Origin of the sequence: Gordonia prachuapensis (assembly GCF_036350515.1) — a bacterium.
GTDB classification, from domain to species: Bacteria; Actinomycetota; Actinomycetes; order Mycobacteriales; family Mycobacteriaceae; genus Gordonia; species Gordonia prachuapensis.
The window spans coordinates 105,902-123,472 of sequence record NZ_JAZDUE010000004.1 but is presented as its reverse complement, the minus strand read 5'-3'; the positions used below and the strand labels follow the sequence as shown (position 1 = coordinate 123,472).

Sequence of the window (17,571 nt, the reverse complement as noted above, 5' to 3'; positions counted from 1 at the left end):
GCCCGATGTTCGGCACGAACCTCGGCCCGGCGTGTCGGGACGAGGTGCGTGCCCGTCGGTCAGTGACTGGCCTTCTTGAACGACTTCTTGCGGTACTCGAACACCTCGTCGACGATGCCGTATTCCTTTGCCTGATCCGCCGAGAGGATGTTGTCGCGGTCGGTGTCCTTGCGGATCTTGTCCGTGTCCTGCCCCGTGTGGCGAGACAGGATCTCGTCGAGCCGATTACGGATCCGCTCGATCTCGGCCGCCTGGATCTCGAGGTCGGACACCTGACCCTGGTAGGCGCCACCGGTCCGCGGCTGGTGGATCAGCACGGTCGCGTTCGGCAGCGCGGCACGCTTGCCCGGAGTTCCACCGGCCAGCAGGATGGCCGCCGCCGAGGCGGCCTCGCCCAGACACACCGTGACGATGTCGCAGTGCACGTACTGCATGGTGTCGTAGATGGCGAGCATGTCGGGCACGCTGCCGCCCGGCGAGTTGATGTACATGGTGATGTCGCGGTCGGGGTCCTGGGACTCCAGCACCAGCAGCTGCGCCATCACGTCATTGGCGACCGTCTGGTCGATCGGGGTGCCGACGAACACGATGCGCTCCTCGAACAGCTTGGCGTACGGGTCGTACTGCCGCTGACCGTTCGGGGTGTGCTCGATGAACTGCGGGAGGATGTAGCGCGCCTCGATGCTCTTGATGGCGAGCGCCGACGACGGGATGCCGGCGGCGACGTCGGCGGGCAGGGCGTCGAGGATGCGTGAATTGGTCATCTTCTGCTCCGTTGGTGAGATGTGGCCTCGTGCTTGCGGTACGTGGACGGCGCTCAGGACGGGGTCACCGACCCGGCGCGGGTGACCACATGGTCGACCAGCCCGTACTCGAGCGCCTCTTGCGCGGTGAACCACTTGTCGCGGTCCGAGTCGGCCTCGATCTTCTCCAGCGGCTGTCCGGTGAACTCGGCGTTGAGCCGGTTCATCTCTTTCTTGGTCGCCGCGAACTGTTCGGCCTGAATGGCGATGTCTGCTGCGGTACCGCCGATGCCCGCCGACGGCTGGTGCATCATGATGCGCGAGTGCGGCAGCGCGTGACGCTTGCCCGGGGCGCCGGCGGCGAGCAGGAACTGCCCCATCGACGCCGCCATGCCCATCGCATAGGTCGCCACATCGCACTCCGCGAGTTGCATCGTGTCGAAGATGGCCATGCCCGCGGTGACTGAGCCACCCGGCGAGTTGATGTAGAGGTTGATGTCGCGGGTCGGATCCTCGGCCGAGAGCAGCAGGATCTGCGCACACAACCGGTTGGCGATGTCGTCGTCGACCTGGGTGCCGAGGAAAATGATGCGCTCACGCAGCAGTCGTTCGAACACCGAATCGGTCAAGTTCAGCCCGGCCACGCCCGAACTCAGTGTCGGGGTGTGGATGGTCGGCTCAGTCACTGTTCCTACCTTTGCCTGTCGTGGTGACGTGCGGTCTCACGACCGCGTCAACCGGTTTCTCGGTCCAGCGTGTCTCCGGAGACGAATCCGAAAGTCCGCGGGATTCGTCGCAAGGTCCTCTTCGACCCTAACCAATGGGGTCGGGCGGACAGTCCCGACGACCCCGCTATTCGCTGAGAGCAGAACAGCCGGCGACGGGTACGGCGACCCGGCTCCGGCTGTTCGGCCAATCTCGTACTGACGTGTGTCAGCTCTCGTCGTTCTCGTCCGACTCGTCGTCGGGGGTTCCGAAGAACTCGTCGGTGTCCACGGTCTCGCCACTGCTGTCGGTGACGGTCACGTCCGACACGATCCCGGCGAGCGCCTTGCCGCGTCGCACGTCGGCGTACACCGCGCCGACCTGTCCGGCGCTCTGCAGCTGCTGGATGAACTCCTGCGGCTGCATGCCGTAGCGCTGGGCCTGAAACAGGATCTGCTGGGTCAGCTCGTCCTGGCTGACCTCGGTGTCCTGCTGGTCGGCGATCGCATCGAGCAGAAGCTGGGTCTTGACCGACTTCTCCGCTTCCTCGCGAGCCTCGGCGTCCCACTCCTCGCGGGTCTTGCCCTGCGCCTCGAGGAACTTCGCGACCTGCTCGTCGTCGTGGCCGAGCGCATGCACGATCTGGTGCTGCTGCCCCTCGACCTCTTCGGCGACAACCTTCTCCGGCAGCGGGATCTCGACCTTGGCGATCAGCTCCTCGAGCACCTTGTCGCGGATCGCGTTGGCCTGCTCCATCTTCTTGGACTGCTTGACGCGGTCGACCAGGCTCTCGCGCAGCTCGGCGACGGTGTCGTGCTCGCTGGCCATCTGGGCGAACTCGTCGTCGAGCTCGGGCAGTTCGCGTTCCTTGACGGAGTTGACGGTCACGGTGACCTGCGCCTCGTCACCGGCGTGCTCGCCGGCGACCAGCGTGGTGGTGAACTCCTTGGTCTCCCCGGCCTTCACGCCGATCAGCGCCTCGTCGAGACCGTCGATCAGCTGCCCGGAACCGACCTCGTGCGACAGGCCCTCGGTGGATGCCTCGTCGACGGCCTCACCGTTGACCGTGGCGGCCAGGTCGATGGACACGAAGTCGCCGTTCTCGGCGCCGCGGTCGACACCCTTGAGCGTGCCGAAACGCGCGCGCAGACCCTCGACCTGCTCCTCGACCTCGGCGTCATCGATCTCGATGGCGTCGACCTCGACGGCCAGCGTCGAGTAGTCGGGCAGTTCGATCTCCGGCCGGACGTCGACCTCGGCGGTGAAGGTGATCGGGTCGCCGTAGACGAGATCGGCCAGGTCGATCTCGGGCTGGCCGATCGCCTTGGTCTCCGTCTCGGCCACTGCCTGCGAGTACTTGCCGGGCAGCGCGTCGTTGACGACCTGCGCGAGGATGGAGTCGCGGCCGACGCGGGCCTCGATCAGCTTGGCGGGCGCCTTGCCCGGGCGGAAGCCGGGGATTCGGATCTGCTGCGCCAACGACCGGTAGGTCCGGTCGAACTCGCCGGACAGCTCCTCGAACGGTACTTCGACATTGAGCTTCACCCGGGTCGGGCCGAGCTGCTCGACGGTGCTCTTCACGCCTGCTCCTTACATCTGCATTTCTGCTTCGGTGTCATTGTCTCTGCGGGGCCGGAGCGGTCATACCGCCGCCACACGAGTCGGGATGACAGGATTTGAACCTGCGACCCTCCGCTCCCAAAGCGGATGCGCTACCAAGCTGCGCCACATCCCGGCGACCCTGATCGACGAACGCTTCGCCGACCGGCGACAACGCAGAGCAGGGCCAACAGAAGATAGTACGTGGGCCCTTGCCCACCACCTAAACGGGTGGGCACCAGCCCACATGAGTACGACTCACCGGACACCGATTTCGGGTTCCGACATCGCATTGGGTACAGTCTTGGACGCACGCGACGCCGGTGGCGATCCCACAGGTGACGCGGCACGCGGGTGTAGCTCAATGGTAGAGCCCTAGTCTTCCAAACTAGCTACGCGGGTTCGATTCCCGTCACCCGCTCCATCCCGGGCCGTTCCGTGTTCCCCTGCCGTGTTCGGGTCCACCTCCTGTGATCCACGCCACTTCAGGCGTAGGGTTGGGGCATGTCTTCCAGCCACACCAAGAGTCAGCGAAAGTGTCCGAGCTGCGGGGCAAATCTGTACGTCCGCAAGGATGTCGCGCAGTCGGACGCCGGCCACGGCCGGGTGGACGTGATGTTGGTCTGCCGCGACGAGGCGTGCATCGAGCCGGCACGCCACCTGCGCACCGAACATCCGCAGCCCGCCTGACCTCTGCTTCCTAGTGCTCGCACGCCGCCGGTCGTGCGCGCGAGGTCGGCGTGGCCTGACGACTCCCGTTCCGCCCCTTGAGCTGAGCCGGGTCACCGGCCCCCGGATTGACCACTCGGTCACGGTCCGATCGCGGCAGCACAACCCGCCGCCACCCTGGTCTGTGTGACGGTTCTCACACCGTCTGGGTCGACCGACCCGCTCACCACGCAGTTCCGTTCAACGCCCTCGCGCATGGGGTCTGTTGGCCTGTTGTTCGCCGATGCGACTTTGGCCCGATGGCAACGTTTGTGTAACGATGGTTCAGCGCTCCGGGGGATGCGCTTCAGTAACTCAAACTGCAAAGGTCTCTCTGTGTTCACATCGAAGCCTTCTCGTCGCGCGCGCAAGGGCGCGACGCGACGTGTGGTGGCCACCATCATCGGTGCAGCCGCCGTGACGCTCATGCTGCCGATGACCGCCGGCGCCGCACCCGTGACCGTCATCCCGGGCCTCCCCCCGGTGGAGGTTCCCGAGGGGTGGGAGATCCCCGAGGTCCCGGGCGTGCCGCAGATCCCCGGTGCTCCGTCGACGCCGAAGACAACGACTCCGGAGCCTCCCCCGACGACCACGGAGACCCCGAAGGGCCCGGCGATCCCGAATGTGAAGACCTCGACGGGTTGGATCGCGATGGCCGATGACGCCACGCACCAGATCACCTGGTGGCACAACGGCAACCAGGTGAAGACCATGCCGATCTCGATGGGTTCGGACAAGCACCCGACTCCCAACGGTGTGTACTACACCAAGGAGAAGTACCGCGACATGTACATGGATTCGTCCACGTACGGTGTGCCGGTCGACTCCGCGGAGGGCTACCGGACTTATGTCGAGTACGCCACGCGCATGTCGTGGGACGGCATCTTCATCCACGCCGCGCCCTGGTCGGTCGAGCAGCAGGGCCGCAGCAACGTGAGCCACGGCTGCATCAACATCAGCACCGAGAACGGCAAGTGGGTGTTCAACACGATTCCGCGTGACACGCCGATCGTCGTGCGTGGCACCATCGGCCCGGACTACATCCCCGGTAGCTGACGCAACGCCTTTCACTTCGGGCCCGGACATGCATGTCCGGGCCCGAAGTTTTTGCGTCGGTGCGGGAGTGTTTGCGTCGGTGCGGGTCTCGACCCGTGTCGGATCCGTTCGCACGAAACCCGATGCGGTCAGCGGCCGAGCATCTCCGTCAGCCGACCGCCGGCTCTCCCGCATCCAGATCCAGGCGGTGGCCCTCGGCGCGCACGCGGGCGATCGCACGCATCTTGTTCACCGCATCCAATGCCGCAACCTTGTACCCCTCGGCCAGGGTCGGATAGTTGAACACGGCGTCGACCAGATAGTCGACGGTGCCGGACAACCCCATCACGGTCTGGCCGATGTGGACCAGTTCGGCGGCGTTGCTGCCGAACGCATGGACACCGAGCAGGGTCCGTTCCTCCGCGTGGACCAGCAGTTTGAGCAGACCATACGAGTCACCCATGATGGCGCCGCGGGCCAGTTCCCGGTAGCGGGCCACCCCGACCTCGAACGGGATGTTGGCCGTGGTGAGCTGGTCCTCGGTCCGTCCGACAAAGCTGATCTCGGGAATCGCGTAGATGCCGATCGGCTGCAGGTCCGCGTCTGTCGCACCCACCGGCTCGTCGAAGGCGTGGTAGGCGGCCCGTCGTCCCTGTTCCATCGAGGTCGCGGCCAGTGCCGGGAACCCGATGATGTCGCCGACCGCGTAGATGTGGTCGACGGCCGTGCGGAAATGTTCGTCCACCTTCAGGCGGCCGCGGGCATCGGCGGTCAGCCCGGCGGCCTCCACCCGCAGTTCGTCGGAGACCCCCTGTCGGCCTGCGGAGTACAAGACGGTGTCGGCCGGGATCTTCTTGCCCGATTCCAGGATGGTGAGAGTGCCCGACGGATGGTTCTCCACCGTCCGCACGTGCTCGCCGTATCGGAAGGTGACACCTCGTTCGCGCAGTTGGTACTGCAACGCCTCCACGATCTCCCGGTCACAGAAGTCCAGCATCGTGGGCCGCTGCTCGATGACGGTCACCTTGGTCCCCAGGGCAGCGAACATCGACGCGTACTCGATGCCGATCACGCCGGCACCGACGACCACCATCGACCCCGGCACCCGGTCCATGGCCAGGATCTGGTCGGAGTCGACCACGGTGATGCCGTCGAACTCGACCGTCGACGGCCGGGCCGGCCGGGTGCCGACTGCGATCACGAAGTGGTCGGCGCTGACACGTTTCAGGTCGCCGGTCGCATCCTCCACGGCGATCTCGTGCGGTTCGACGAAGTACGCGTTCCCGATGAGCATCGTGACGGAGTTCCGTGCCAGCTGATTCTGGATGACATCGATCTCCTTGCCGACCACATGCATCGTCCGCGCCGACAGGTCACCGACGGTGATGTCGGATTTCAGGCGGTAGGACTGGCCGTAGAGCTCGCGTTGGTTGAGTCCGGTCAGATACAGAACGGCCTCACGCAGCGTCTTGGAGGGGATGGTGCCGGTGTTGATGCACACACCGCCGACCATGTGGCGGCGTTCGACGATCGCGGCCCGCTTACCCAGCTTCGCCGCGGCGATCGCGGCCTTCTGCCCGGCCGGCCCGGAGCCGATCACGACGATGTCGAAATGATCCACGGTGCTGTCTCCACTCGATCCGGATGCGCTGGGCGCACCACACCCTGCGCTCAGTGTCACCCTCACCGATCTCCGCCGAAGCCGCAGCAGCACACTGTTCCACGGGATTTAACACCGCCGAATCAATCGACCGCGGGCGGAGCGTGACCCTCCGCTGATCGAGTAGACCGCAGCGCAACCCCCCGCTGATCGAGTAGACCGGAGCGCTAGCGGAGGTCGTATCGAGATCCCGTACGGTGCCAGAGGATCTCGATACGGTCTCGCCTAGCGGCTCGACCTACTCGACCAGCGGTTTGGGGCTTCCCCCGTCGATCGAGACATCCCTGAAGGTTTGATGTCAAGCCTTCAGGGATGTCTCGACCAGCGGTTTGGGGCTTCCCCCGCTGATCGAGTAGACCGGAGCGCTAGCGGAGGTCGTATCGAGATCCCGTTCGATGGCAGTGGATCTGAATACAGTCAGCGGTTGGGGGTGGCTCGACCGGCGGAGGTCACGCGGCCAGTTCGGTGTCCAGGGCGCTGCCGGCGCAACCGACCGGAGAGAACGTCGCCTGCACCTGGAGCCACCGGGCGAGGGCCTGGCATCCCGTGGTGTCGGGGTCCGTGACCGGCGCGCGCCGATAGGGTTCGCGCGCATACGAGGTGTGCCGCCCGCCGCGCGGATTGCGCACCGCCACAGAATGCCAGCGGAGTGTCCCGGGCAGGTATCCGGCGATCTCGCGCATCGCCGTTCGCATCCGCCCGAGGTCGCGGCGGACCTGTTCGAACCCGGGCGAGGTCCGCGACGCATTCTGAAAACTGTTGGTACGCAGCACTGTCCACAGTTGCGATACCCATCGTCCGATGCCGCCGAAGGCCAGCGCCGCGGTGAGGTCCGCGATGTCGCGGACAAACGAGTCCGCGGTCGCGTTGCAGATCATGTCGTCGGGCGCACCGACCCAGTACGTCGGCACACGGGCCGGCATCGGTCGGCCCGGACCGGCGACTCCCCAGCCCGCGCACCCGGTCACGGCGCCGGGCGGTTGGTGTGGGTCGGCGACGAGACCGACCGCGAGCACGCGGTCGACGATCGGGTCGCCGGCGTCGGACAATTCGGTGAGGGTGTCGCGGATGACAACTGCGCCTTGGGAATAGCCGATCAGTGCGATCGGGCCATCGACCTCCCGCAGACGACGGCGCAGTTCGCGGGTGCCGATTTCGAGGCTGTCGCGGTAGCTCATGCCGACCAGACGTGGAGCCGGGCCGTAGCTGGCCGGATAGCCGACCCATCGACAGGTGAATCGCTCGTCGAGGTGCGTGGTGACCGCGCGTAGCAGACCCGCAACCTCCGATCGCTCGTCACCGGCATAGGATTCGCCGGTGCCGCCCACCGCGAAGAGGGTCACGCGCGGCCGGTCGGCGGGTCCGGTCTCCGCATCAGCCATGTGTCCATGGTGCGGGTCGAGGATGAGAAAATCACTGCGCCACGCTGAGTGTCGGCTGTGACGATGACTGTCGGCGGCGAATCGGCTACGGCTGGCAGGTGGGACACCAGTACAGGTTCCGCCCCTCGAGTTCCGCGACCCGGATCGTGGTACCACACACCCGGCAGGCCTCGCCCGCACGGCGGTACACATAGGTCCGGGGCCGGTCGGGTGCGTAGGACCCCGGGCCGTGGTCGTCCTCCGGACGGACGACGTGGATGCGGCCACGTCGCACGCCCACCCGCATCAATGCGGTGAGGTCCGCCCACATCGCCTCGACCGAGTCGGGGGGCACCGACCGTCCCTCCCGGTACGGGTTCATCGAGGCGCGGAAGAGCAACTCGGCACGGTAGACGTTGCCGACGCCCGCGATCACCTTCTGATCCATCAGCAACGCACCGATCGGGCGCCGGGAGCGGCCGATCGCCGACACGGCACGGGTCGGATCGGCGTCGGGACGCAGCGGGTCGGGCCCCAGGCGCGCGACGAGTTCGTCGAGGTCGGCAGGCGTGAAAAATTCGCACGCGGTCGGGGCCCGCAGGTCGACGCCGACCCGGGCACCCTCGATCCGCATCCGTACCTGTCCCACCGGTGCATCCATCGGCACCGGCGATTCGGTGAACGCCCCGTACAAACCGAGATGCACATGGATCATCCGTCGCCCGGCGCGCCCGCGGCCCGCGGCGTGCGCCGGCCGGAAATGCTGGATCAGATGCTTGCCCCACGCCTCCGCCCGCGCGAACACCATGCCGTCGACCGCGGCGGCACCGTCGAGAAACCTGCCCTGTGGGCTGGTGACATGAACCTGTTGACCGGCGAAAACCCGTTGCTGGCGCCGGGCCAACCGGTGCAGGGTATGACCTTCGGGCACCGTGTCGTCGGATCAGGCGCGATCAGCTGTTGCCAGGGACCGCCGGCGCCTCGCCGGTTCGCTCGTACTCGGCGAGGATGTCGATCCGACGCTGATGCCTCGGCTCGTCCGACCAGGCCGTTGCAACGAACGCATCGACGATGGCGAATGCCTCGTCGGTGCTGTGCATCCGGCCGCCGATGCCGATCAGCTGGGCGTTGTTGTGCTGGCGCGCGAGCTGCGCGGTCTCCACGCTCCAGGCCAGCGCACACCGCGCTCCCGGCACCTTGTTGGCGGCGATCTGCTCACCGTTGCCGCTGCCGCCCAGCACGATCCCGAGGCTGCCGGGATCGGCGACGGTCCGCGTCGCGGCGTCGATACAGAACGCCGGGTAGTCGTCGAGAGCGTCGTACTCGTGGGCTCCGCAGTCGACGACCTCGTGGCCGGACGACCGCAGATGGTCGGCGATGAGGTTCTTCAGTTCGAATCCGGCATGATCGGCACCGAGGTAGACACGCATGGCGCCACTATAGATTGGTCGCGTGGACGCTCATTCGCCGATACCCAACGTTCCCGGCATCGCCGACGCGGCATCGCACAGCGGCGACCGACCTCCCGCAGACGGCGAGCCCGCGGCGGGCACATTCTGGCTGCCCCCGGCCCGGTTTGCGGCCCGGCCGCGGCTGCATCCGTGGGAGATCCCGATGCTGATCCTCGTCATCGCCGCCACGCTCGTGGGCTATCTCGCGATCGTCTGGCTGGTGATCCTGGGCCAGTTCAGTGACTATTTCCTGCTGTTGCTGGCACTGCCCCTCATCCTGCTGCTCATCCGCGGTCTGACCTATGCGGGGCCGCGCGTCAATGGTGTACAGATGACGCCCACGCAGTTCGCCGAGGGATACCGCATGGTCGTCGAGGCAGCGGCCCGCTACGGGCTCGAGTACGTGCCGGACGCGTATGTGGTGCTCGGCAACGGCATGGTCAACGCCTTCGCCTCGGGCCACGGGTTCCGGCGGTACATCGTCGTCTACTCCGATCTGTTCGAGATCGGCGGACGCGCCCGCGACCCCGAGGCACTCGAGTTCATCATCGGCCACGAGATCGGCCACATCGCCGCCGGCCACACGTCCTATTGGCGGCAGCTCGCGACCAGTGTCGGGATGAACATCCCCTTCGTCGGTGCGGCATTGTCCCGGGCCCAGGAGTACACCGCCGACAACTACGGCTACTACACCCGGCCCGCCGGGGCCCCCGGCGTCGTGGGTGTGCTCTCGTCCGGCAAGTACATGCTGTCGGCCGTGGACTTCGACCAGTTCGCCGACCGCGCCACCCACGAACGTGGATTCTTCACCTGGGCGGTCAACGCATTGGCGTCACACCCCGTGCTCACCTGGCGGGCCGCGGCCCTGCGAGACCGCACCCGTCCGGGCGCCATGCTCTTCCGGCCGCGCACCATCGTCCGCGGGGTCGGCAGCGGAAACGTGGCCCCGGTGCCGCCGCCACCGCATCCGGCAGCCGTGGCGCCGGGATCACTACCGAACGGGTTGTCGATGCCGCCCAAGGTCTAGTGCCTCAACTCCGTCAGTCGAACTGAGGGGCCTCGTCCCGGGAGCGCTTGAGCTCGAAGAAGTGCGGGTAGGACGCGAGGGCGACGGCCCCGTCCCACACGGTGCCGGCGGTTTCGCCACGCGGGATGCGTGACAGCACCGGCCCGAAGAACGCGACACCGTTGACGTGGATGGTCGGTGTCCCGACGTCGTCGCCGACCTTGTCCATGCCCTCGTGGTGGCTGGTACGAATCCACTCGTCGAACTCGTCGGTGTCGGTCGCTGACGCCAGAGCCGGGTCGAGCCCGAGCTCGTCGAGCGTCTCGGCGATGACCTGGTCGAGATCACCGATGCCCTTGTTGTGGATGCGCGTGCCCATCGCGGTGTAGATCGGCGCGAGGATCTCGTCACCCTTCTGGGCCACCGCGGCCGCGATCACCCGGACCGGACGCCAGGCCTGCGCGAGCTTCTCGCGGTACTCGTCGGGGATGTCCTTGTTCTCGTTGAGCACGGCGAGGCTCATGAGGTGGAAGTTCACGTCGATGGGCCGGACCTGCTCGGCTTCGAGAATCCACCGGGACGTGATCCAGCACCACGGACACAACGGGTCGAACCAGAAATCCACCCGATCGCGCTGCTGTTCCGATGTCTGCGTCGTCGTCATCGACTGCCCTTCCGCTCTGGTGCATGGATCGACCTGCTCGACAACTGCAACCAGATTGCGCTCCGAACATTCCCGTTAAGCTGGCCACCGGACCACGAATCGAGAGGTGATGGACGGACTGTGACTGCTCCCAATCTGACCCGCGACCAGGCGAAGGAACGCGCCGCGACGCTGGACGTCGGCAACTATGCGATCGAACTCGACCTCACCGACGGCGACGGCGCCCCGGGCCTGAACACGTTCCGGTCGGTGACCACGGTGACCTTCACCGCGACGTCGGGCGCATCCAGTTTCATCGACCTCGTCGCCCCGACGCTGATCTCGGCGACCCTCAACGGCACCGAGCTCGACGTGTCCGACTTCGACGAGTCGGCCGGGATCCCGCTGCCGAACCTCGCCGCGGACAACACCCTGACCGTGGTCGCCGACTGCGCCTACTCCAACACCGGCGAGGGCCTGCACCGGTTCGTCGACCCGACCGACGACGCGGTCTATCTCTACTCGCAGTTCGAAACCGCAGACGCCAAGCGGATGTTCGCGTGCTTCGACCAGCCCGACCTCAAGGCCACCTACACGGTCACCGTCACCGCTCCCGACGACTGGAAGGTGATCTCCAATGCCGCGGTGGTGAACACGCTCAAGGCCGAGACCGGACCGAACGGTGGCACTGTTCACAGGTTCCGCGAGACCCCGCTGATGAGCACCTATCTCGTCGCGTTGATCGCCGGTCCGTACGCGGAGTGGACCGACACCTACAGCGACGACCACGGCACCATCCCGCTCGGTATCTACTGCCGCACGTCCCTCGCCGAGCACATGGACGCCGAGCGCCTGTTCACCGAGACCAAGCAGGGATTCGGCTTCTACCACAAAAACTTCGGTATCCCATATGCCTTCGGGAAGTACGACCAGCTGTTCGTCCCGGAGTTCAACGCCGGAGCCATGGAGAACGCGGGCGCGGTGACCTTCCTCGAGGACTACGTCTTCCGGTCGCGGGTGACGAAGTACCTCTACGAGCGTCGCGCGGAGACCGTCCTGCACGAGATGGCCCATATGTGGTTCGGCGATCTCGTCACCATGCAGTGGTGGGATGACCTGTGGCTCAACGAGTCCTTTGCCACGTTCGCATCCGTGCTCTGCCAGTCGGAGGCGACGGAGTACACCAACGCGTGGACCACCTTCGCCAACGTCGAGAAGTCGTGGGCGTACCGACAGGATCAGCTGCCGTCCACGCATCCGGTTGCCGCCGACATCCCCGACATCGCCGCGGTCGAGGTCAACTTCGACGGGATCACCTACGCCAAGGGCGCCTCGGTCCTCAAGCAGTTGGTCGCGTACGTGGGCCTCGAGGACTTCCTGGCGGGACTGCGTGACTACTTCACCGCGCACGAGTTCGGCAACGCCACGTTCTCGGATCTGCTGACCGCACTGGAGAAGTCGTCGGGACGTGACCTGTCCGACTGGGGCACCCAGTGGCTCAAGACCACCGGCATCAACGTGATCCGCCCGGATTTCGAGGTCGACGACGACGGCCGGTTCACGCGCTTCACGATCGTGCAGGATGGCGCCCGGCCGGGTGAGGGCGAGACCCGGGTGCACCGGCTCCGCGTCGGCGTGTACGACGACAACGGCTCCGGCGCACTGGAACGCACACAGAGCGTCGAGCTGGATGTCGAAGGCGAGCGGACCGACGTCGCCGACCTCGTCGGTGTCCCCCGCGGCGCGCTGATCCTGTTGAACGACGACGACCTGACCTACGCCTCGGTGCGCCTCGACCCGGACTCGCTGGCCACCGCGACCTCACGGGTCGGTGACATCGTCGACCCGATGCCCCGCACCCTGGTGTGGTCGGCGGCGTGGGAGATGACGCGGCAGGCCGAGATGGCGGCCCGTGACTTCATCGAGCTCGTACAGCGCGGTATCGCCGCGGAGTCCGAGATCGGCGTCGTGCAGCGCGTACTCATGCAGGCGACGAGCGCACTGGAGGCCTATGCCGATCCGGAATGGGTGGCGGCGACGGGTCGGCCGTCGTTCAGCGCCCGGATGCTCGAGCTCGCCCGCGCGTCGGAGGCGGGATCGGATCATCAGTTGGCCTTCGTCAACACCCTGCTCGGTGGTCGCCTGAACGAGGACCAGATCCCTGTCGCACAGGCCCTGCTCGATGAGGCCGACCCCGCCGAACACGGGCTGCCCGGACTCGTCGTGGACACCGACATGCGATGGAAGCTGGTGCGCGCGTTGGCAACCGCCGGTGCGATCGACACCGATCCCGCGAGTTCGCCGGTGATCGACGCCGAGGCGGCACGTGACAACACCGCCACCGGGCAGCGACAGGCGGCCGCCGCGCGCTCGTCCCGACCACTTCCCGAGGCCAAGGCGGAGGCGTGGACGCAGGCCACCGAGGACGACTCGTTGTCGAACATCTACACCCGCACGATGATCGAGGGATTCGCACGCCCCGGCCAGTCCGGGATGTTGGGCGAGTACGTCGCGAAGTACTTCGCCGCGGTGCCCGATCTCTGGGCGCGGCGATCGAGCGAGGTCGCGCAGACGGTGGTGGTGGGTCTCTATCCACACTGGGCCATCGATGACGACGGACTCGCTGCGGCGGATGCATTCCTGGCCGGCGATCATCCGCCGGCGCTCAAACGGTTGATCTCCGAGGGGCGTGACACGGTGGCCCGGTCGCTACGCGCCCGCCGGTTCGACGCCGAATCGGCGTCCTGACGTCGGCAGGACCTCAGGTGCGCGACCGCCAGCGGTAGCGCACCTGGGGGCGGCCGGTGTTCCCGTACTCGGTGATGCGCTCGACGGTGTCGTCGTCGGCGAGACGTTCCAGGTAACGCCACGCGGTCACCCGCGAACTACCGAGCGCCACGGCCACTTCCGACGCGGTCATACCACTCTCGCTGTCCCGCACCGCCCGCCCCACCGCATCGAGGGTGTCGGGGGCCGCGCCTTTCGCCGCGGTCGATCGGGTGTCGGTTGTCCGCAGCGCTGCGACGGCGCGGTCCACCTCACGCTGGCTGACCGCATCGGCGCCCGACCCGAGGGCATCGCGATACCGCAGGTACTGCTCGATCTTCTCCCGGAACGCGGCAAACGTGAACGGCTTCAACAGGTACAGCAGCACTCCGCGCGAGATCGCGTTGCGCACCGTGGCCAGATCGCGTTGTGCGGTGATCGCGATGATGTCGGGATCCGGACCGATCCCGGACAACGCGGAGGCGAGGTCGACACCACGCGCGTCGGGGAGCCCGAGGTCGAGCAGCACCAGGTCGACCGGCGCATCCGCTTCTGCCGCGGACCGCACGGCGCGCATGGCCTGCTGGGCCGTGCCCACGGCGGCGACGACCTCGAAACCGCCCACCCGGTGCAGGAACTCGCGGTGCGCCTCGGCGATGAACGGTTCGTCCTCGACGATCAGTACACGGATCATCGGTCCTGCCCCACGCTCGGTACCGCCGCCTCTCCGGTTTCCGCCTCGGCTGTTCCCGGTTCTCGCGTCGCCACCGCGGACACCGTCGCGGTGACGACAGACCCGTACGTGGTCTCGGCCGTCAACGTCCCACCGTGGCGGGCGATGATCTGCGCGACCAGCGCGAGACCGAGGCCGCGTCCGGCCGCATCGCCACCCGACTTGGTGGAGAATCCACGCATCCGCGCTCGACGGAACACGTCGGGGGCCATGCCGGGGCCGCTGTCGGCGACGACCACCGTCAGTTCGGAAGCGTCGCCGATGACGGTCACCTCCACCCACGGATCAGCCGGGTCCGCCGCGTCGAGCGCGTTGTCGACGAGATTGCCCACGACGGTGATCATCTCACCCGCCGGGAGCAGCTGGGTCGCGGCGTCGACGAGCAGTGAGTCCTCCGTCAGAGTCAGTGCGACACCGCGTTCGGCCGCCTGGGCGGTCTTGCCGAGCAGCAGGGCGGCCAGGGCGGGTTCGGCGACCGATTCGCTCAACTCGTCGATCAGGCGCTGCGACAGTTGCAGTTCGGAGGTCGCGAGCCGGGCGGCCTCGGCCCCGCGGCCCATCTCGATCATCGCCACGATGGTGTGCAGCAGATTCGCGGTCTCGTGCGCCTGGGACCGCAGCGCCTCGGCGAAGCTGGTCATGCTGTCCAACTCCCCCAGCGCTTCCGACAGTTCGGTGCGGTCGCGGATGGTCACCACCGCAGAGTCCCGACTGCCCGGAACCGGGGAACGGCTGACCACGAGTGTCCGGCCACCCTGCGCATAGAGTTCGTCCACCAATGGCGTTCGGCTGCCGTCCAGAAACTCAGGGACGGGCGCGCTTTCGGGTTCCGATGGCACGTGGTCACCGTCGAGGTCCAGCAGTCGTCGGGCTTCGTCGTTGACGAGTGCGGGCCGCCCGGCCTCGGTGACGACGAGGCCCTCGCGGACCGAATGGAGGACGGCGTCGTGGTGCTCGTACATGAGCCGTAGTTCCGCAGGTGCGAGCCCGCCGGTCTGTCGGAGCAGGCGCCTGCGGATCAACCACAATCCGGCGCCGGCGAACAGCAGCACCAGGGCCGCGATGGTCGCGATGAGAGGCAGCTGAGCCGTCCACGCGTCGGACAATGTCTGTTGGGTGATCCCCGCCGCGACCAGGCCGACGATCTGCCCGTCGGTGGCACGCACGGGCGCGATGGTTCGGATCGACGGCCCCAGCGTTCCGGTGTAGGTCTCCGTGTGCACCTCGCCGCGCAATGCCTCGGCGCGGCTGCCGAGGTACGAGCCGCCGATCATCTCGGGATCGGTGTGCGTGAAACGGCGTCCGGCGGGGTCCATGATCGTGATGAACGCGATGTCGGTGGCCTGCCGCACCTGTTCGGTCACCGGTTGCAGGAGTGCGGCCGGGTCCGGCGACATCACGGCCTCGGCGGTCGACGGAGCGTCGGCAAGACTCACCGCGACGGCGGTCACTTCCTGTCGTGCGGCCCGATCGCCGTCCAGGCGGGCATCGACCGCTGCCAGGACCCCGCCCACGACCACGATCACCGCGACGAGGGCGAGCAGCCAGGCGACGGCCTGCCCGGCGAGGGTACGTGGCACGACGCTCGTCATCGGTCTTCCTCGGATGTGTGCGGGTCGACGCCCGGCGTGAACGAAATGAACTCAATCGTGACCCATGTCACGGGATACCCCAACAATTCGTACACGACACAAAAACCCGACGCGCACGGTGGCGCGCGACGAAAGGAATCCGATGAACCTCAGATCACGGGCCGGCCGCAGGGGTGACCCCTCGCCCGGCGCCACGGCGGACATGCCGATGCAAGCCCGGAAACGCGACCGTACGCATTGGCTCTACATCGCGGTGATCGGCGCCGTGGTGGCAGGCGTCCTCGTCGGCATGGTGTGGCCGGAACTGGGCCAGGACCTCGGTGTACTCGGCACGATGTTCGTCAGCCTGATCAAGATGATGATCGCACCGGTCATCTTCTGCACGATCGTGCTCGGCATCGGGTCGGTCCGCAAGGCGGCCACGGTCGGCAAGGTCGGCGGCCTGGCCTTCGTCTATTTCCTGGCGATGTCCACCGTGGCACTCGGAATCGGGCTGGTCGTCGGAAACGTAATCAACCCGGGTGAGGGACTGAACGTCTCGGCGAACGCAGGCAAGGGCGCCGAATTGGCCGAACAGGCACACGAATCCGGTGGGACGTGGGAGTTCATCGAGGGCATCGTTCCGACCTCGCTGCTCAGTGCCCTCACCGAGGGCAATGTCCTGCAGGCTCTGTTCGTCGCGCTCCTCGTCGGCTTCGCGATCCAGGCGATGGGACGTGGTGGCGAACCCATCCTCACCGCGGTGTCGTACTTCCAGAAGCTGGTCTTCAAGGTGCTGTCCATGATCCTGTGGGTCGCCCCGATCGGCGCCTTCGGCGCCATCGCCAACGTCGTCGGCCAGACAGGTTGGGCCGCAGTCCAGCAGCTGCTCATCCTGATGCTCGCCTTCTACCTCACCTGCCTCGTGTTTGTCTTCGGGGTGCTCGGCGTGTTGCTGCGCACCGTGGCCGGTGTGTCGATCTTCCGGCTCGTGCGTTACCTCGCCCGTGAATACCTGCTGATCTTCGCGACATCCTCATCGGAGTCGGCGCTGCCGCGGCTCATCGCCAAGATGGAGCATCTCGGCGTGGAGAAGACGACGGTCGGAGTCGTTGTGCCGACCGGCTATTCGTTCAATCTCGACGGCACCGCCATCTACCTGACGATGGCGTCCATCTTCATCGCCGATGCGATGGGCGACCCGCTGTCGATCGGCGAACAGATCGGGCTGCTGGCCTTCATGATCATCGCCTCGAAGGGCGCCGCAGGCGTCAGCGGCGCCGGATTGGCAACACTCGCAGGTGGATTGCAGGCGCACCGACCCGACATGCTCGACGGCGTCGGCATGATCGTCGGCATCGACCGGTTCATGTCCGAGGCACGCGCGGTCACCAACTTCTCCGGCAACGCGGTGGCCACCCTGCTCGTGGGCTCATGGACGTCCACGATGGATCGTGGTCGGGTCGATTCCGTCCTGAGCGGCGACGATCCGTTCGACGAGTCCGACATGGTCGATGACGACCCCATCGACCAGGTCCCCGATGAGCCGACGCCGCAGCCGCGGCAACCGGCCTTGGCGCACTGACCGGA

Annotated in this window: 15 protein-coding genes and 2 tRNA genes; 6 read left to right on the top strand and 11 right to left on the bottom strand. The window is 66.9% G+C overall.

Annotation, left to right across the window (positions count from 1 at the left end; all coding sequences use genetic code 11):
- Window positions 1-59: 59 nt before the first annotated feature.
- The 4 genes from V1Y59_RS06220 to V1Y59_RS06205 all read right to left on the bottom strand — a co-directional run bounded on the left by V1Y59_RS06220 (window position 60) and on the right by V1Y59_RS06205 (window position 3,183).
- Window positions 60-764, bottom strand: a complete 705-nt coding sequence (locus V1Y59_RS06220; protein WP_330503966.1) for an ATP-dependent Clp protease proteolytic subunit — start codon at window positions 762-764, stop codon at window positions 60-62.
- Between the two features lie 53 nt (window positions 765-817).
- Window positions 818-1,429, bottom strand: coding sequence for an ATP-dependent Clp protease proteolytic subunit (locus tag V1Y59_RS06215; RefSeq protein WP_330503965.1), 612 nt, complete (start codon window positions 1,427-1,429; stop codon window positions 818-820).
- 247 nt (window positions 1,430-1,676) lie between these two features.
- On the bottom strand, window positions 1,677-3,029 hold the full coding sequence (gene tig / locus V1Y59_RS06210; RefSeq protein ID WP_330503964.1) for a trigger factor: 1,353 nt from the start codon (window positions 3,027-3,029) through the stop codon (window positions 1,677-1,679).
- An 80-nt stretch (window positions 3,030-3,109) separates the two neighbouring features.
- Window positions 3,110-3,183 (bottom strand) — tRNA-Pro (locus V1Y59_RS06205).
- A 214-nt stretch (window positions 3,184-3,397) separates the two neighbouring features.
- On the opposite strand from V1Y59_RS06205, the gene V1Y59_RS06200 reads away from it, so the two are divergent.
- The 3 genes from V1Y59_RS06200 to V1Y59_RS06190 all read left to right on the top strand — a co-directional run bounded on the left by V1Y59_RS06200 (window position 3,398) and on the right by V1Y59_RS06190 (window position 4,811).
- Window positions 3,398-3,471: transfer RNA gene (locus tag V1Y59_RS06200), tRNA-Gly, on the top strand.
- Between the two features lie 80 nt (window positions 3,472-3,551).
- The gene (locus V1Y59_RS06195) at window positions 3,552-3,737 is read left to right on the top strand and encodes a hypothetical protein (RefSeq protein ID WP_330503963.1); all 186 of its coding nucleotides are present in this window, start codon (window positions 3,552-3,554) and stop codon (window positions 3,735-3,737) included.
- Window positions 3,738-4,091: 354 nt separating this feature from the next.
- Window positions 4,092-4,811 carry a L,D-transpeptidase gene (locus V1Y59_RS06190; protein WP_330503962.1) on the top strand — a complete coding sequence of 240 codons (720 nt, stop codon included), beginning with the start codon at window positions 4,092-4,094 and terminating at the stop codon, window positions 4,809-4,811.
- 148 nt (window positions 4,812-4,959) lie between these two features.
- Here the strand turns inward: V1Y59_RS06190 and sthA are convergent, their stop codons facing one another.
- From sthA to V1Y59_RS06170, 4 genes are all read right to left on the bottom strand, one after another.
- Window positions 4,960-6,411: a Si-specific NAD(P)(+) transhydrogenase gene (gene sthA / locus V1Y59_RS06185; protein WP_330503961.1), complete on the bottom strand. Its 1,452-nt coding sequence runs from the start codon at window positions 6,409-6,411 to the stop codon at window positions 4,960-4,962.
- 488 nt (window positions 6,412-6,899) lie between these two features.
- Window positions 6,900-7,832, bottom strand: coding sequence for a PE-PPE domain-containing protein (locus tag V1Y59_RS06180; protein ID WP_330503960.1), 933 nt, complete (start codon window positions 7,830-7,832; stop codon window positions 6,900-6,902).
- 85 nt (window positions 7,833-7,917) lie between these two features.
- Window positions 7,918-8,742: an Fpg/Nei family DNA glycosylase gene (locus V1Y59_RS06175; RefSeq protein WP_330503959.1), complete on the bottom strand. Its 825-nt coding sequence runs from the start codon at window positions 8,740-8,742 to the stop codon at window positions 7,918-7,920.
- Between the two features lie 22 nt (window positions 8,743-8,764).
- A complete protein-coding gene (locus V1Y59_RS06170; RefSeq protein WP_330503958.1) occupies window positions 8,765-9,241 on the bottom strand; it encodes a ribose-5-phosphate isomerase in 477 nt (158 codons plus the stop codon).
- Between the two features lie 22 nt (window positions 9,242-9,263).
- Between V1Y59_RS06170 and V1Y59_RS06165 the strand changes: the two genes are divergently transcribed.
- Window positions 9,264-10,289, top strand: coding sequence for a M48 family metallopeptidase (locus V1Y59_RS06165; RefSeq protein ID WP_330503957.1), 1,026 nt, complete (start codon window positions 9,264-9,266; stop codon window positions 10,287-10,289).
- 13 nt (window positions 10,290-10,302) lie between these two features.
- Here the strand turns inward: V1Y59_RS06165 and V1Y59_RS06160 are convergent, their stop codons facing one another.
- Window positions 10,303-10,932: a DsbA family oxidoreductase gene (locus V1Y59_RS06160; protein WP_330503956.1), complete on the bottom strand. Its 630-nt coding sequence runs from the start codon at window positions 10,930-10,932 to the stop codon at window positions 10,303-10,305.
- Between the two features lie 120 nt (window positions 10,933-11,052).
- Here V1Y59_RS06160 and pepN point away from each other — a divergent pair, with 120 nt between their 5' ends.
- Window positions 11,053-13,659, top strand: coding sequence for an aminopeptidase N (gene pepN / locus V1Y59_RS06155; protein WP_330503955.1), 2,607 nt, complete (start codon window positions 11,053-11,055; stop codon window positions 13,657-13,659).
- A gap of 13 nt (window positions 13,660-13,672) precedes the next feature.
- Here pepN and V1Y59_RS06150 read toward each other — a convergent pair whose 3' ends face one another.
- Together V1Y59_RS06150 and V1Y59_RS06145 are read right to left on the bottom strand one after the other, a co-directional pair.
- Window positions 13,673-14,371, bottom strand: a complete 699-nt coding sequence (locus V1Y59_RS06150) for a response regulator (protein WP_330503954.1) — start codon at window positions 14,369-14,371, stop codon at window positions 13,673-13,675.
- Window positions 14,368-16,002, bottom strand: a complete 1,635-nt coding sequence (locus tag V1Y59_RS06145) for a sensor histidine kinase (protein ID WP_330503953.1) — start codon at window positions 16,000-16,002, stop codon at window positions 14,368-14,370. Before V1Y59_RS06145 ends, V1Y59_RS06150 begins: the two co-directional genes overlap by 4 nt.
- A gap of 142 nt (window positions 16,003-16,144) precedes the next feature.
- Here V1Y59_RS06145 and V1Y59_RS06140 point away from each other — a divergent pair, with 142 nt between their 5' ends.
- Entirely contained in the window at window positions 16,145-17,566 is a 1,422-nt protein-coding gene (locus tag V1Y59_RS06140; RefSeq protein ID WP_431309114.1) for a cation:dicarboxylate symporter family transporter, read from the top strand.
- Window positions 17,567-17,571: the final 5 nt, after the last annotated feature.